This window comes from Pseudomonas sp. TE3552 (assembly GCF_056278945.1).
In genome coordinates, this window is record NZ_JBWBQJ010000001.1 from 4,655,275 (window position 1) to 4,669,833 (window position 14,559).

General features: G+C 60.1%; 15 protein-coding genes. 6 read left to right on the top strand and 9 right to left on the bottom strand.

Annotated elements, in window-relative coordinates:
• The first annotated feature begins 59 nt into the window (after positions 1-59).
• Positions 60-1,187 (top strand): sensor histidine kinase, encoded by a 1,128-nt coding sequence (locus ACZ9BB_RS21080; RefSeq protein ID WP_476215908.1) that lies wholly within the window; start codon positions 60-62, stop codon positions 1,185-1,187.
• Between the two features lie 19 nt (positions 1,188-1,206).
• Here the strand turns inward: ACZ9BB_RS21080 and ACZ9BB_RS21085 are convergent, their stop codons facing one another.
• Positions 1,207-1,512, bottom strand: a complete 306-nt coding sequence (locus ACZ9BB_RS21085) for a chaperone modulator CbpM (protein WP_476215909.1) — start codon at positions 1,510-1,512, stop codon at positions 1,207-1,209.
• A 24-nt stretch (positions 1,513-1,536) separates the two neighbouring features.
• Positions 1,537-2,481: a DnaJ C-terminal domain-containing protein gene (locus ACZ9BB_RS21090; RefSeq protein ID WP_476215911.1), complete on the bottom strand. Its 945-nt coding sequence runs from the start codon at positions 2,479-2,481 to the stop codon at positions 1,537-1,539.
• 296 nt (positions 2,482-2,777) lie between these two features.
• Here ACZ9BB_RS21090 and ACZ9BB_RS21095 point away from each other — a divergent pair, with 296 nt between their 5' ends.
• A complete protein-coding gene (locus ACZ9BB_RS21095; RefSeq protein WP_476215912.1) occupies positions 2,778-4,052 on the top strand; it encodes an Hsp70 family protein in 1,275 nt (424 codons plus the stop codon).
• A 130-nt stretch (positions 4,053-4,182) separates the two neighbouring features.
• Here ACZ9BB_RS21095 and ACZ9BB_RS21100 read toward each other — a convergent pair whose 3' ends face one another.
• The 3 genes from ACZ9BB_RS21100 to ACZ9BB_RS21110 form a co-directional block, all read right to left on the bottom strand.
• A complete protein-coding gene (locus ACZ9BB_RS21100) occupies positions 4,183-5,196 on the bottom strand; it encodes an AI-2E family transporter (RefSeq protein ID WP_476215914.1) in 1,014 nt (337 codons plus the stop codon).
• 166 nt (positions 5,197-5,362) lie between these two features.
• On the bottom strand, positions 5,363-5,668 hold the full coding sequence (locus tag ACZ9BB_RS21105) for a PsiF family protein (RefSeq protein ID WP_476215916.1): 306 nt from the start codon (positions 5,666-5,668) through the stop codon (positions 5,363-5,365).
• 72 nt (positions 5,669-5,740) lie between these two features.
• Positions 5,741-6,529 carry an AraC family transcriptional regulator gene (locus ACZ9BB_RS21110; protein ID WP_476215918.1) on the bottom strand — a complete coding sequence of 263 codons (789 nt, stop codon included), beginning with the start codon at positions 6,527-6,529 and terminating at the stop codon, positions 5,741-5,743.
• Between the two features lie 98 nt (positions 6,530-6,627).
• On the opposite strand from ACZ9BB_RS21110, the gene ACZ9BB_RS21115 reads away from it, so the two are divergent.
• Complete coding sequence (locus ACZ9BB_RS21115; protein WP_476215919.1) at positions 6,628-7,503, top strand: DMT family transporter; 876 nt, start codon at positions 6,628-6,630, stop codon at positions 7,501-7,503.
• Between the two features lie 85 nt (positions 7,504-7,588).
• Here ACZ9BB_RS21115 and ACZ9BB_RS21120 read toward each other — a convergent pair whose 3' ends face one another.
• The 3 genes from ACZ9BB_RS21120 to ACZ9BB_RS21130 form a co-directional block, all read right to left on the bottom strand.
• Positions 7,589-8,479 (bottom strand): alpha/beta fold hydrolase, encoded by an 891-nt coding sequence (locus ACZ9BB_RS21120; RefSeq protein WP_476215921.1) that lies wholly within the window; start codon positions 8,477-8,479, stop codon positions 7,589-7,591.
• A 107-nt stretch (positions 8,480-8,586) separates the two neighbouring features.
• Positions 8,587-8,892, bottom strand: a complete 306-nt coding sequence (locus tag ACZ9BB_RS21125) for a DMT family transporter (protein WP_476215922.1) — start codon at positions 8,890-8,892, stop codon at positions 8,587-8,589.
• Positions 8,893-9,531: an FMN-dependent NADH-azoreductase gene (locus ACZ9BB_RS21130; RefSeq protein ID WP_476215924.1), complete on the bottom strand. Its 639-nt coding sequence runs from the start codon at positions 9,529-9,531 to the stop codon at positions 8,893-8,895.
• Between the two features lie 121 nt (positions 9,532-9,652).
• On the opposite strand from ACZ9BB_RS21130, the gene ACZ9BB_RS21135 reads away from it, so the two are divergent.
• The gene (locus ACZ9BB_RS21135; protein WP_476215926.1) at positions 9,653-10,594 is read left to right on the top strand and encodes a LysR substrate-binding domain-containing protein; all 942 of its coding nucleotides are present in this window, start codon (positions 9,653-9,655) and stop codon (positions 10,592-10,594) included.
• Between the two features lie 101 nt (positions 10,595-10,695).
• On the opposite strand, the gene ACZ9BB_RS21140 is transcribed toward ACZ9BB_RS21135, so the two are convergent.
• Positions 10,696-12,771: an AsmA family protein gene (locus ACZ9BB_RS21140; RefSeq protein WP_476215928.1), complete on the bottom strand. Its 2,076-nt coding sequence runs from the start codon at positions 12,769-12,771 to the stop codon at positions 10,696-10,698.
• 386 nt (positions 12,772-13,157) lie between these two features.
• Here ACZ9BB_RS21140 and ACZ9BB_RS21145 point away from each other — a divergent pair, with 386 nt between their 5' ends.
• On the top strand, positions 13,158-13,670 hold the full coding sequence (locus ACZ9BB_RS21145; RefSeq protein ID WP_476215929.1) for a WD40 repeat domain-containing protein: 513 nt from the start codon (positions 13,158-13,160) through the stop codon (positions 13,668-13,670).
• 159 nt (positions 13,671-13,829) lie between these two features.
• Positions 13,830-14,462 (top strand): TetR family transcriptional regulator, encoded by a 633-nt coding sequence (locus ACZ9BB_RS21150; RefSeq protein ID WP_476215931.1) that lies wholly within the window; start codon positions 13,830-13,832, stop codon positions 14,460-14,462.
• The last annotated feature ends 97 nt before the right edge of the window (positions 14,463-14,559 follow it).

Consider the following 14,559-nt stretch of genomic DNA (forward strand, 5'->3'; position numbering starts at 1 on the left):
TCTTTTCGCAATCAAAAGCGCTACTATGCGACTCGCTGTCTCGCACTCAGGTAACCGCCATGCGCCTTTCCGAATTCATCGTGTTACACGTTGACCGCATCGTCGATGAATGGGAGCAATTCGCCAAAACCATCACCCCTGCCGCCGAATCCATGGACCGCACCGCACTGCGCGACCATTCAAGGTCGATCCTGCTGGCGGCTGCGCGGGACATGACCAAGCCCCAGAGCGCCAGCGAGCAGCTGGCCAAAGCCCGTGGCGAAGGCCCGGAAAAGACCCCGAGCCTGGACGAAGCCGGCGCCAGCCATGGCGAGCTGCGGCATACCGTGGGGTTTGACCTGGTACAGATGACCAGCGAGTTTCGCCATTTGCGCGCGTGTGTGATCCGCCTGTGGGTCGATAGCCTGGACACCCCCGACATCGCCTATTTCCAGGACATGATCCGTTTCAACGAAGCCATCGACGAAGCCCTGGCCGAATCTACGGCGGCCTATGCCGAGCAGGTCAATCATTCCCGGGACATTTTTCTGGCAATTCTTGGCCATGACCTGCGCGCACCGCTGCAAGCGGTGAGCATGTCCACCGAAATACTGATGCGTAAAACCAACCTAGAGGGCGACGCATTGACCTGTGCGCTCCACATCAAGCGTGGCACCCGCCACATGGCGGTGATGGTCGGCGATTTGCTGGAGCTGGTCCGCAGTCGCCTGGGCAAGAGCCTGCCGATCGAACCGGCGCCCATGGATCTGGCCGATACGGCGCGTGAAGCGATTGCCCAGGCCTGCGCTGCTCAGCCGCAATGCGATCCGAGATTGAGCGTGGAAGGCGATACCCAAGGTGTGTGGGATGGCCGAAAGCTCAATCAGATGCTGCAGAACCTGATCGGCAATGCCTTGCAACACGGTTCGAACAACAGCGCGGTCAAGCTCACTCTCAGGGGCGAAGCGGACAGCGTTCGGCTCACCGTGCACAACGACGGTGCGCCGATTCCACCCGAGGCGCTCCCCACGCTCTTCGATCCACTGGTACGCAGTGCCGACGAAGCGCTCAACGGGCCGACCACTAGCCTCGGTCTGGGACTGTTCATCGTCAGGGAAGTGGTCAAGGCCCATCAAGGGACGATCGACGTCAGCTCCAATGAGGCCGATGGCACGATGTTTACCGTGGTGTTGCCAAGAAAGGTATGAGGCCCTGTAGCGTTTATAGCTACTCGACCAGCAACCGCCCCAACCGCTGCTTGAGCATGCGGTTCTCGGCCCGCAGTTGCTGGACTTCTTCCAGCAGGTCCAGCGCCAGCGCGACGCCTTCCCATTCCAGCTCCAGGTCGCGCCGCAGCTTGGCGGCGCGCTTGGCCAGTGCCAGCTCATAATCGGTGAAACGCCAATCCTTGGGCTCTGTTCCCTGAGGTTCGAGGATGCCGTGTTCGACAATCTCGATCACGTGCACGTCCGACAGTTCGGTCGCCTCGCAGAATTCTGCCAGGTCCAATAGAACGATCACGGGGTCGCTCATGATTGGCTACTCCTTATCTCTGAATCAAAAATTCTCTCGCGGATCGAAAGCGGCTTTTTTCGCCAGCTCCTCCCACAACGCCTTGACGTCATGGTCGAGTTTTTTCGGCATCACCGCCTTGAGTTGCACGAACAGATAGCCACGGTGCCCGGCCTTGTGCAGCAGCCCGTGACCCTTGGCGCGCATGCGCTGGCCATTCTGGCTGCCGGCCGGAACCTTGAGGTTGATCTTGCCGGTCAGGGTCGGCACCGCGACTTCGGTACCCAGCGCCAGCTCCCATGGGGCCAGCGGCAAGGTGATGATCAGGTTCTCGCCTTCGACGTCGAATTTTGGATGCGGCGCAAAACGAATGGTCAGGTACAGGTCGCCATTGACCCCGCCGCCGATGCCCGGCGCACCCTGGCCCTTGAGGCGGATACGCTCGCCGTCGGTCACGCCGGCGGGGATCTTCACGTTCAGGCTTTTGCTGGTGTTGCTGACATGCTGGCCTGCAGCGTTGTACTGCGGCACCTGGAAGCTGACTTTCTTTGATTCGGTCGAGAGGGTTTCTTCCAGAAAAACCGGTAATTCCATTTCCACGTCTTGCCCTCGACGCCCGGTGCTGCGACGCGACTGTCCACCTCCAAAACCAGGCCCACGGTTGCCGAAGATCGAACTGAAGAAGTCCGAAAAATCGCCCGTGTCCTGACCACCACCACCAAACCCACCGCGGCTCTGCCAACCCGGTGGCCCCTGAAAGGGCTGACCGTGGTGGCCGTATTTGCGCAAGTCGTCATATTCGGCGCGCTTGTCGGCGCTTTTCAGCGCCTCATAGGCCTCCGAAGCGTCCTTGAATTTGGCCTCGGCGTCCTTTTCCTTGCTGACGTCGGGGTGGTATTTGCGCGCCAGCTTTCGATAGGCAGCCTTGATCGCCTTGTCGTCCGCGGTCGGCTCCACACCGAGAATCTTGTAATAGTCTTTGAAGTCCATCGAGGGAATCACCATCCATTATCGAAATCGCGCCGCTCGTCACAGCATGCTCTTGTTTGCAGCATCTGGATTGACCGATCTCAAAATTGTGACCGGGCAGCGCATCAGAAGTTTATCGGCAGCAGGCGCGGTTCTTGCGATCGCCCTGAGGGCTGCCAAGCCTATGCAGGGAAGTTTGGGGGTGATGGACCATCTTTCAAGCGCTAATCGCTGCGATTTAACGGATAGTCGGCCTTCGAATCTCCGCCGCACTGACATACACTGCGCGGCCGTTTTTTAACCGGAACTCGAAAGACATGAAAAACGCATCTCCAGCCCGTGCCTGCGGTATCGACTTCGGCACGTCCAACTCCACCGTCGGCTGGCTGCGCCCCGGCATGGAAACGCTGATCGCGCTGGAGGACGACAAGATCACCCTGCCCTCGGTGGTCTTCTTCAATATGGAAGAACGCCGCCCGGTGTACGGCCGGTTGGCGCTGCACGAATACCTGGAAGGCTACGAAGGCCGGCTGATGCGCTCGCTCAAGAGCCTGCTCGGTTCCAAGCTGATCAAGCACGACACCAGCGTCCTGGGCACCGCGATGCCGTTCAAGGACTTGCTCGGGTTGTTCATCGGCCAATTGAAGAAGCGCGCCGAAACCGCCGCCGGTCGTGAGTTCGAGGAAGTGGTGCTGGGCCGTCCGGTGTTTTTCGTCGATGACGACGAACTGGCCGACCAGGAAGCCGAGAACACCTTGGTGGACGTGGCCCGTGCCATCGGTTTCAAGGATGTCTCGTTCCAGTACGAGCCGATTGCGGCGGCGTTTGACTATGAGTCGACCATCGAAAAAGAAGAACTTGTGCTGATTGTGGACATCGGCGGGGGTACGTCGGACTTCTCGCTGGTGCGCCTGTCGCCTGAGCGCCGCAACCACGACAATCGTCACGACGATATTCTCGCCACCGGCGGCGTGCACATCGGCGGGACCGATTTCGACAAGCAGCTGAGCCTGCAAGGCCTGATGCCGCTGTTCGGCTACGGCAGCCGCATGAAAAGCGGCGCCTACATGCCTACCAGCCACCACATGAACCTGGCGACCTGGCACACCATCAACTCGGTGTACTCACAGAAGTCGACCCTGGCCCTGGGCAGCATGCGTTACGACATCGAAGACACCGGCGGCATCGATCGCCTGTTCAAGCTGATCGACCAACGCGCCGGGCATTGGCTGGCCATGGAGGTCGAAGAAACCAAGATCCAGCTGACCCACGCCGACAGCCGCCATGTGCCGCTGGATCGTATCGAACCGGGTTTGAGCGTGGAATTGAGCCGGGCACTGTTCGAGTCGGCCATCGACAACTTGCTGGAGCGGGTGCGCAACAGCGTGACCCAATTGCTGAACGACGCCAATGTGCGGGTCGATCAGGTGGACACGGTGTTCTTCACCGGCGGTTCGAGCGGGATTCCGGCGCTGCGCAACAGCGTCTCGGCCATGTTGCCGAATGCGCAGCATGTGGAAGGCAACATCTTCGGCAGTATCGGCAGTGGGTTGGCGATTGAAGCGGCCAAGCGTTACGGCCCGATGGATTGAGCTGAAACCCTGTGGCGAGGGGGCTTGCTCCCGTTGGGCTGCGCAGCAGTCCCTTCTTTTGGGGATAAGAGGGGCCGCTTCGCGACCCAACGGGGGCAAGCCCCCTCGCCACAATTAGATCAACACTGGATCAAACCATCCCCGCCAGCTTCAACTCACTCTTCAAATACGCGTAATAAATCGGCCCCGCCACCACCCCCGGCAGGCCGAACGCGGCTTCGAACACCAGCATTGCCAGCAGCAACTCCCACGACTTGGCACTGATCTGCCCGCCGACGATGCGCGCGTTGAGGAAGTATTCGAGCTTGTGGATAAAAATCAGATACCCCAGTGCCGCCACCGCCACCCAGATCGACAGCGACAGGCCGACGATGGTGATCAAGGTGTTCGACATCAGGTTGCCGATCACCGGTAGCAGGCCGAGCAGGAAGGTCAGCACGATCAGGGTTTTGGTCAGCGGCAGCTTGATCCCGAACATCGGCAGGACCACCGCGAGGAAAATCCCGGTGAAGAACGTGTTGAGCAGGGAAATCTTGATCTGGGCGAAAACGATGTTGCGAAACGCCTGGACCAACAGGTGCAAACGGTCGAACAGCGCCGCGGCCAAGGGCTTGCGCTTGGTCAGGTCCGGCGCTCGCTGCAAGGCGATGATCGCCCCCAGCACCATGCCGATCAGCAGCGTCACGAACATGTGCGCCGCGTCCTTGCCCACCAATTGCAAGTCGCTGAGGTGCTTGCTCATCCACTCGCCGATGGCCACCCGGAACTCGGCGGCACTGGCCGGCAAATAAGCGTCGACGAACGGCGGCAACTGCCCGCGTGCGCGATCGACCACCACCATGAATTTGTCGAGAGAAGCGCCGGGGTTTTCCGCCTCGTGCAGCAGGAAACTGATCGCACCGGCAAAGATCAGCGCCAGCACACTGACCACTAATGTCCCCAGCAATGCCACCGCCAGCCAGCGTGCGCGCCGGCCTTCGATCAGCCGCTGCAATTGCGGCGTGAGCATGTTGACCAGTTCGAATACCAACAACCCGGCCAGCAGGCTGGGCAGCAATCGCAGAGGGAGTACCAGCAGCAAACCACCAAAAATGATGACCCAGCTGATGAACAACAAGACCTGACGCTGAGAAAACGCTGACATACAGCCTCAAAACGAACGACGTAAAAGGATTGGCAGTCTGCCAGCGTTCCGGCGCCGAAGCGAGCAAACACGAACCTGTGGGAGCGAGCCTGCTCGCGATTGCATCAACGCGGTCCTGCGTGATACCGAGTCGCCTGCATCGCGAGCAGGCTCGCTCCCACACTGTTTATTTTTTCTTCAGGCAATCGCTCATGAAGGCCTTGCGCGCATCGCCCTTGAGGGCCTGGGTCGTGGCGTCGGCGTTACAGGTTTTCATCTTCTCTTGCTGAGGAGTCATGGGTTTGGCGGCATCGGCGGCCGGTGCGGCTTTGAGGCAAGTGCTCATGAAGGCCTTGCGCTCATCGCCCTTGAGGCTCTTGGCGGTAGCGTCGGCATTGCAGGTGGTCATCTTGTTCTGTTGGGCAGTGGCAGCGAACCCCTGGGAGCAGAGCAGCAAACCGATCATCAACAACGGGACACGCAACATCTTCATGGAGTGTTCTCCTTGTTACCGCACCGATGGGTACGGCCTCGCTCTGGAGTGTAGACAAAGCCCGTTACACCTTCATCTGCTATCGAGTTGGCTGCGCCGATACTGTTCCGGCGTACACCCGGCCTGGCGCTGAAACATCGCGATAAATGCCGAACCGGTGCTGTAGCCCATGTCAAAGGCGATTTCCTGAATGCTGCGGTGGCTGTCCAGCGCTTCGATTGCCGCCAGAAACCGCAGCCGTTGCCGCCACTCCCCGAAGCTCATGCCCAACTCACGGACAAACTGCCGGGCCAAGGTGCGCTCACTGACGTGAATCTGCCCGGCCCAATGTGCCAATGGCCGATTATCCCCAGGCTCGGCCTGCAAGGCCTCGAGGATTCCAAGCAACCCGGGGCTGCTGGCGTAGGGCAAATAACACTCATGCATCGGTGCCTGTTGCAGTTGGTCCACCAGCACTTGAGCCAGACGCTTGTCTGCATCGAGCTCGGGAATTTTCACATCGCGGGCGGCGAAGTCCTTGAGGATCGCCTTGAGAATGTCGCTGATCGCCAGGGTGCAGGCCTGCTGCGGCAAATCGCGACACAGCGTCGGCGCGAGGCAGACCGCACGATAGTTGATCGGCTGATTACTATAGAAACTGTGCTCGGTCCCGGGTGGCACCCACACGGCGTATTGCGGCGGCGACATGAAGCGGCGGCTGCCGATTTCCATATGCAAGACCCCATTGGCCGAATACTCCAGCGTGCCCCAAGGGTGATGGTGGGCCGAAGCGTACTGGTGGCGGTTGAAGTCGGCATAACGGAAATAGACCGGGGCCGGCAATTCGCTGAAATCCAGCAGGTCGATGTGTTTGTTGTTCATGCTGTCCGGAATCAGAGGCAGGTTGTCTGGATCGCAGTATAGGCTTTGATCCAGACAGACGGATAATTCCCCCTCATTAACGTTCTGGCTCTTTTCCGATGCAATACGCTTATCCCCTGCTGGCCATTTTCATTTGGGCCGGCAACACCGTGATCAACAAACTGGCGGTCGGCGCAATCTTCCCCGCCGAAATCGGCTTCTACCGCTGGCTGCTGGCCGCAATGCTGTTCACGCCGTTCATGCTCAAACCGGTAATCGCCCACTGGCCGCTGATCCGCCCGAACCTGGGCAGGATTTTCATCCTCGGCGTGCTGGGCATGGCGGTTTACCAGAGCCTGGCTTACTTCGCTGCGACGCTGACTTCGGCCACTAACATGGGAATCATTTTGTCGCTGATGCCGTTGATGTCACTGGCCATGGCGATTGTCAGCCTCGGCCAACACCTGACCGCCGGAGCGCTGGCCGGTGCGGTATTGTCGTTTGCCGGTGTTTTGGTGGTGGTGTCGTCCGGCAGCCTTGGCGCGTTGCTGGAGCACGGGGTGAACCTGGGCGACGCGATGATGCTGATCGCCACGCTGGCTTATGCGGTTTACAGCACCTTGCTGAAGAAATGGCAGCTGCGCTTGCCGCCGCTGGTGTTGCTGTATTTGCAGGTGCTGGTCGCGGTGGTGGTGCTGTTTCCGCTGTTCCTCGCGTCACCGAAGGTCGGCCCGACCCTGCAGAACATTCCGCTGGTGCTCTACGCCTGCCTGTTGGCCTCGATGCTTGCGCCGCTGGCATGGATGCAAGCCGTGGTGCGCCTGGGGCCGAGCCGGACCACGCTGTTTTTCAATCTGCTGCCGTTGATTACGGCGCTGATTGCGGCGGTGGTGCTGCATGAGCAGTTGGCGTTGTATCACTTGGTGGGTGGGGTGTTGACGTTGGGTGGGGTTATTTTGTCGGAGCGCTGGACCACCGTGTTGGGCCGCGCATAACCCTTTGTGGCGAGGGAGCTTGCTCCCGTCGCAATTCAGGGCTGCTTCGCAGCCCAACGGGAGCAAGCTCCCTCGCCACAGGGATCTAAACCCCGGCGGCCTTCAACCGCGCCGCATGCTCGACAAACAAGCGCACCGGCTCTGCGCCCTTGCCCACCAGCCCCAGCGATTGGTTGACGATATCGAAGTGATCCATCGGGTATTGATCGCCAATCACCGTCCCCAGATGCGAGCTGTAGCGCCCGACCATCCCGTCACACTGCCCTGCTTCACGCACGAAGGTTTTGGCAAACAACCGGCAACTGCGGTTGGTCCCATCGAACAGGTTGCACCCGCGATCGCTCTTGCCCGGCTGGAGAGTCCCCGACCAGGAGTAATAGCGCACGCCATAGACCTCTTCCGGACCGTGCCCGCCCCAGGTTTCAGGCAGGCCTTGTGGATAACGTTGATTGAACAGCGCCACGCCTGCCGTGGTCAGCGAGTGGTGCGAAGCCGGGATATCCACCGGCAGTTTCGGCCCGCGATAACCGGTTTCCAACAGGCACATCAACGCGCTGACCAGCCACAGCAAAAAGCTCAGCAGCCGGCCCTTGGCGCTATCCGCCGGATAATGTGTGTGCAGATAGTCCGCCAGCTCCGAGCCATGGTTGGGCCCGGCCACTGACGTCACCGAGGCCACTTGGTCCGGGCGTTTTGCTGCGGCGTAACGGGCGGTCAGCGAGCCTTGGCTGTGGCCGATCAGGTTGACCTTCTCGGCCCCGGTGTCGCGCAGAATCTCGTCGATCCGCGCCAGCAACTGCTCACCGCGCACCTCGGTTGAATTGAGCGGCGAGACTTGCACCGCGATCACGGTCGCCCCATCCCGGCGCAACGCCGAAATGATCCCGTACCAATAGGGATAGAACACCAGACGGATAAACCCGAGCATCCCCGGGACCAGTACCAACGGGTAACGCGTGGCGGAACCTTGCGACATGGATGAACATCCTTGTGATCGGAGAGATGAAGCAAGGCCGGATGCAAGGCATCAGCCAAGCATCGTCACCCAAGATGACAACTCGACGACCAGTTTATGACATCCGCCTACTTCAACCCCACCACGCCCGCCACAATCAGCCCGACCGACACCAGCTTGAGCGCGGTCAGGCTTTCACCCAGTAGCGCAAAGCCGAGAAACACCGTGCCCAGTGAACCGATGGCGGTCCAGATCGGGTAGGCGATGCTCACCGGCAATTCGCGCATGGCCAGCGTCAGAAAGTAAATCCCGCCCACCGCCGCCACCGCGGTAATCACCGAAGGCCAGAGCCGGGTGAAGCCTTCGGCGTACTTCATGCCCATGGCGAAGGTAACCTCGAACCCGGCGGCGATCAGCAAGAACAACCAGGCCATTTAGAACTCCCTGGCCAGGGCCAGCAAACGCTGCTCGGCCTCGGCCACGGACACCTGGAAGGTGCGTTCGGCGGACTCTTCGCCCTCAGCGGCAACGACCGTGACGTCGGTGATGCCAATGAACCCCAGTGCCGTGCGCAAAAACGGATCGGCATGGTTCATCGCTTCAAGTTCACCACCCGGCCCGAAGCCGAAACCGCCGCGACTGGTGACAATCAACGCCTTCTTGCCCTGCACCAGCGGTTCGTATTGAGCGATGCCGTTGTCCAGGGTGTGATTGAACGTCAGCCCGAGCCGCACAATCTGGTCGACCCAGGCCTTGAGGCCACTGGGCACGCTGAAGTTGTACATCGGCGTGGAAATCACCAACAGATCATGACCGAGCAACTCCCTCACCAATTCATCGCTGAGCGCCAAATCAGCCCGCATCGACAGCGGTCGCGCTTCAGGTTCCGGATGAAAAGCGGCCGCCACAAAGGCTTCGTTGACGGGAGGAATCGACGCCCGACCGACTTCTCGGCGTGTCAGTTGCGACTGCGGATTGCGCAGCTGCCAGGCTGAAAGAAACACCTCGGCCAGACGCCGGGAATGAGAACGTTCGCCACGAGGGCTGGCATGAACGGCAAGAATTGCGCTCATCTGAATCTCCTTGAAGGCTAAACTGAAACGGCTTGTGGTTGCAGCTTGAAGCGCGTAGCCGCTCCTCTTCAAATGAGTAGAAATCAGTCTGGATGAATCTATTTCACCCATGGAGTGTTAAATGTTTGCCTCGTTGCCGCTGACCGCCCTGCGCGCCTTCGAATCCGCCTCGCGCCTGCTGAGCTTCAAAGCCGCCGCCGAAGAACTCTCGGTGACGCCGACGGCGGTTTCCCATCAGATCCGCTCCCTGGAAAACTGGCTCGGCGTGCCGCTGTTCGAACGACTGCCACGGCAAGTGCGACTTACCGAATGCGGCGAGCGACTGTTCCGCAGCCTGCACGGCGCCCTGCTGGAAGTGGCGCAAAGCGTCGATACCTTGCGCCCGCAACGCAGCGGCACGAGCCTGACGATTTCCACCACGGCCGCCTTCGCCGCCCTCTGGCTGGTGCCTCGGCTGGGACGGTTTTATGCCCGCCACCCGAACATCAACCTGCGGCTGGACACCCATTGCGAAGTCATCGATTTGCATCAGGACGCCAGTGTCGATCTGGTGGTGCGTTACAGCCTCGACGATTACCCGAACCTGTATGGCCTGTGCCTGTTCGACGAGTCTTTCGGAGTCTATGGCTCGCCCGAACAAGTCACCCTGGCGGCCAGCCGGGCACCGACGCTGATCAGCGTGCGCTGGCACAACTCCAAGCTCTATGCCCATGGCTGGGAGGCCTGGTGCGCACAGTCCGGCGAAACCTGGCTGACCGGGCAGCCAGCGGTGCGCGAGTACGATGAAGAGCATTACGCCCTGCAAGCCGCCATCGCCGGGCAAGGCCTGGTGCTGGTGAGCAATATTCTAGTGTCAGAGAGCGTGGCCAGCGGCTTGCTGCTGCCTTATCGGGATGACATTCAGGTGAATGGGGCCGGATACAGCGCGCTGTGCGTACCGGGCCGCGAACGGCATCCGCCCGTGCGGGCGTTTTTTGCGTGGTTACAGGAAGAAGCTCGATTGTCTGGTCTATTGCCAAGATCGCAGCCTGCGGCAGCTCCGGCAGAACGCATTCCAATGTAGGCGCATCGAAGACGTAGAGCATGCCGATGACATGGCCGATATTCTGAAAGATCTATAGCGACTATTGAACCGCCGAAGGCGTCATGACAGACGCCAACGGTTTACCGGGTGGGCTTGACCGTCACCGGCACCTTGCCCGCCTTCATCTGCTCCAGCAACGGCGCGCATTGATTGGGCTCGCCAGCGCTCGGCGCAATCAGCGCCAGCAAGCCCGCCGCCGGCGCGGCAATCACGCCCAGCGCAACCATCCCGGCCCCGCGCAGCATCAGCGGCACCGGTTTCACGCCGGCATCCGGCTTGATGAACTTGCCCCGCACATACAGCGGCGAACGCAACGAAATCAAGCGCCAGCCCTTGGATTCCGGGCTGATGGTCAGGTCCAGTTGCTCGGTTGCCATGTTCGCGGTGCCATCGATATAGACGATCGCGTTCTCGGTATCGAAGACGAACAGCCGCGTGGTCGCCAGGCCGGTCTTGATGTCGAAATCGGCCGCCGCGCAGTTGATCCTCACTTCCCTGTCGCCAAAGATCTTGCCCACCACATAATTGCCGACATTGAGCCCCGCCAGCTCCATCAGCTCGCGACTGATCGCGCCATCATTGATCAGCAACTTCAAATTGCCGTCGGCAGTGCCCAGCAGTTTGGCCACCGAGTTGCCACGGCCGGTAAGGTCGGCGTCGCCATTAAGCTCACCGAAACTGGTTTTCATCCGTTCAATGGAGGGGAACAGCTGCTTGAGCTTGAACTTGCGCGCGGTCAGTTTGGCCTGGCCTTCCAAAGGTTCGGTGCGCCCGTTCAGACGAATCTGCGCATCCAGGTTGCCGCCAGCCACGCCGAACCGCAGAGGCTCCAGGCTGAGTACCCCATCGGTCAGCACCAAATGAGTATAGAGATCGTTGAACGGTAGTTTTTCGCTGTGGACGATGCGCTTTCCGGTGAATTCAACGTCAGCGTCCATATCGCGCCAACGCTCAGTCCTGAACTCCTCGACCGGCAGCACCTTGTCCGTCGGCTGCTTGCTTTCACCGCCACGGGCCTTTTGCTTGGCGTTGGAATCGGCACCGATCAGCGGGGCCAGGTCGGTAAACAACAGTTGATTGGACACCAGCGCCCCACTGAGCTTGGGCCTTGGCTGGCTCGCGACATAGGCCAGGTTGCCGTGGATGTCACTCTCGCCGATCTTGCCGTTGAAGTCCTCATAGCGGTACACCGCCCCGCCCGGTTCATGCAGCTTGGCGATCAAGTGTCCGTCGGTGGCGTAGGGTGGCGTATCCGGCAGGGTCACGCCGATCAGCGGATAGAGATTGCCCAGGCTGGCGCCGGCCAGTTTCAGGCGCAGATCCAGGGCGCCGAGATTCAATGGATCGGTAAGCGTGCCGGCCAGTTCGACGCTGGTGTCGGCGATCTTCATTTGCGCCTGTAATGGAAATGGCTTGGTGGCGTCCTGTAAGGCCAGCAGGCCGCCAACTTTGCCTTGGCCGGCGAGATTCTGGCCGTGGTATTGGCCTTTGACCTTCAGTGCGAATGCGTAATCCTGTGGCGGACCGCCCTTTTCAACCGCTTTTTTCGCCGCTTTGTCGCCGACAATGTCGCTGAACGGAATCGGTTTTCCCAATGGGTCGATGAGCAGATCAAGCTGAGTCTTCAGGCTTTGGTCGTCGAGCGTGACGTGGCCTTTGTCGAAGCCGATGGCTCCGATGTCCAGCACCCAGTTCGAAGGCTCGGCGTTCGGGTCTTTGGGGTCGAACTTGAATGTCCAGTTGGCGCGGCCGTCGGCCAGGCGTTGCAGGTCGGCATTGGGCTCGCTCAAGTCAATGCGCGGGATCACTACCCGCTGCGCCAACAAGGCCAGTGGCGAAATGCGCAGTTCGACGCGTTTGAGGCTGGCCATCTGCGGTTGCTTCGACCAGTCCGGGTTGCCCAGGCTCAGGTCTTCAGCCACCACATGCGGCCACGGCACCCAGGCCCGCCAGCCGCCCTCATCGGGCTCGCGCTGCCAGAGCACGTCGAGGTTGCCATTGATGGCGAACGGACGATGCAGTTCTTCGGACACTTTGGCGTTCAGGGGCGGCTTGATCCGGTTCCAATCGAAGAACGCGATGATCAGCACCAGGACGGCCAGCAGGACAACGAGGCTGGCGAAGGTCCAGGCAAGAATTTTACGAGTGCGCGTCATTGCACAGGGCTCCTGAATACGACTGAGCGCCCCGACAGCGACGCACTGAATGAAACGTTAGGCCAGAACCGGCCTGCCATGAAATCTAGACTGGGAAATGGCGCGCGGGTTTTACCGAATAGGTGTTTAACACTCAAATAATCGGCCGGGGCCACCCTACTCCTCATCCGGCGTTACCGCACCCGCACTTTTGCGAGGCGAGAGCGGGTCGAAAATACCCACCTCAGTGCAAAAAAGCTCGCCGGAAACGCCCGTTCTAGAGCGCTGCGGCCGAACAATCAATTCTGTTGATTATTACCATTGCGTTTATGAACTTTTGTATCGACTTATCGAGAGTAGCATTGCCCTCGTACCCACTTTATCGCCCTCCCAAGGAGCAACCCATCATGAAACGCGAATTACTGCTTAGCCTGACCCTTTCGATGTTAGCCAGCACCGCTTTTGCTTTGCCGGCTGCTGATCAGGCCACTCCACAAGTCAAAGACAGCCACTCGGTGTTCAGCCAAACCGTTGCCGAAGGTGGTAATGACCGCCTGAAAGAAAAAGGCCTGATCACTCAGGATGGTTCGGATCGCACACCACAAGGTCAAACCCTGGCTGCTGACGGTACTGACCGCACCCCACAAGGCCAGACCCTGGCTGCCGACGGTACCGACCGCACTCCACAAGGCCAGACCCTGGCTGCCGACGGTACCGACCGCACTCCACAAGGCCAAACCCTGGCTGCTGACGGTACTGACCGCACTCCACAAGGCCAAACCCTGGCTGCTGACGGTGCCGACCGTACCCCACAAGGTCAAACCCTGGCTGCTGACGGTACTGACCGCACTCCACAAGGCCAAACCCTTGCTGAAGGTGGTGGTGACCGTGTGATCGAACGCAACAGCGCTGTGAGCTAAGCCCATGGCGGCCTGGAAAAAAAGCCCAATCCCCGGATTGGGCTTTTGACTTTATAGAAGCTGCATTTCCCCCGTGTGATCCCCCGACAGTCCGTTCGACGCCAGCGAAGCCGATTTGTTAGAGTGCGCCGCTGTCCCTGTCCAGAAAACGCCCTTGCGATGCTGCCCCGCGCCGAACAGAAACAACAGACCCGCAACGCCCTGATGGACGCTGCCCGCCACTTGATGGAAAGCGGCCGAGGATTCGGCAGCCTGAGCCTGCGCGAAGTGACCCGAACCGCCGGCATCGTGCCCACCGGTTTCTACCGGCACTTCGCCGACATGGATGAACTGGGCCTGGCTCTGGTGAGCGAAGTCGGCCAGACCTTCCGCGAAACCATCCGGCTGGTGCGCCATAACGAGTTCGTCATGGGCGGCATCATCGATGCCTCGGTACGAATCTTTCTCGACGTAGTCACGGCCAATCGCTCGCAATTCCTGTTTCTTGCCCGCGAACAGTACGGCGGTTCGCTGCCGGTGCGCCAAGCCATCGGCCGCTTGCGCGAAGACATCAGTTCGGACCTGGCGGCCGACTTGTCGCTAATGCCGAAACTGCAGCATCTGGACATCGCAGGGTTGAGCGTCATGGCCGACCTGATCGTCAAAAGCGTGTTCGCGACCTTGCCGGACATCATCGATCCACCGGCACAAGCGTTGCCGGAGCATCTGACGCCTCAAGCAAAAATCACTCAGCAGCTGCGGTTTATCTTTATCGGGCTGAAGCATTGGCAAGGACTCGGCAGCACCGAGTAATTACGGTGGGAGCGAGCCTGTCGCTCCCACATCGCCCAACATCAAGGCATTAATTTGGTGCACATAAAAAACAAGCGCACCAAAACCTCTCAAAATC

Bases quoted from the DNA above. Each gene is read 5' to 3' on its own strand.
- ACZ9BB_RS21135 (WP_476215926.1), top strand. From the start codon at position 9,653: ATGTTTGCCTCGTTGCCGCTGACCGCCCTGCGCGCCTTCGAATCCGCC.
- ACZ9BB_RS21115 (WP_476215919.1), top strand. From the start codon at position 6,628: ATGCAATACGCTTATCCCCTGCTGGCCATTTTCATTTGGGCCGGCAAC.
- ACZ9BB_RS21150 (WP_476215931.1), top strand. From the start codon at position 13,830: ATGCTGCCCCGCGCCGAACAGAAACAACAGACCCGCAACGCCCTGATG.
- ACZ9BB_RS21145 (WP_476215929.1), top strand. From the start codon at position 13,158: ATGAAACGCGAATTACTGCTTAGCCTGACCCTTTCGATGTTAGCCAGC.
- ACZ9BB_RS21080 (WP_476215908.1), top strand. From the start codon at position 60: ATGCGCCTTTCCGAATTCATCGTGTTACACGTTGACCGCATCGTCGAT.
- ACZ9BB_RS21105 (WP_476215916.1), bottom strand. From the start codon at position 5,668: ATGAAGATGTTGCGTGTCCCGTTGTTGATGATCGGTTTGCTGCTCTGC.
- ACZ9BB_RS21090 (WP_476215911.1), bottom strand. From the start codon at position 2,481: ATGGACTTCAAAGACTATTACAAGATTCTCGGTGTGGAGCCGACCGCG.
- ACZ9BB_RS21140 (WP_476215928.1), bottom strand. From the start codon at position 12,771: ATGACGCGCACTCGTAAAATTCTTGCCTGGACCTTCGCCAGCCTCGTT.
- ACZ9BB_RS21110 (WP_476215918.1), bottom strand. From the start codon at position 6,529: ATGAACAACAAACACATCGACCTGCTGGATTTCAGCGAATTGCCGGCC.
- ACZ9BB_RS21085 (WP_476215909.1), bottom strand. From the start codon at position 1,512: ATGAGCGACCCCGTGATCGTTCTATTGGACCTGGCAGAATTCTGCGAG.
- ACZ9BB_RS21130 (WP_476215924.1), bottom strand. From the start codon at position 9,531: ATGAGCGCAATTCTTGCCGTTCATGCCAGCCCTCGTGGCGAACGTTCT.
- ACZ9BB_RS21100 (WP_476215914.1), bottom strand. From the start codon at position 5,196: ATGTCAGCGTTTTCTCAGCGTCAGGTCTTGTTGTTCATCAGCTGGGTC.
- ACZ9BB_RS21125 (WP_476215922.1), bottom strand. From the start codon at position 8,892: ATGGCCTGGTTGTTCTTGCTGATCGCCGCCGGGTTCGAGGTTACCTTC.
- ACZ9BB_RS21120 (WP_476215921.1), bottom strand. From the start codon at position 8,479: ATGTCGCAAGGTTCCGCCACGCGTTACCCGTTGGTACTGGTCCCGGGG.
- ACZ9BB_RS21095 (WP_476215912.1), top strand. From the start codon at position 2,778: ATGAAAAACGCATCTCCAGCCCGTGCCTGCGGTATCGACTTCGGCACG.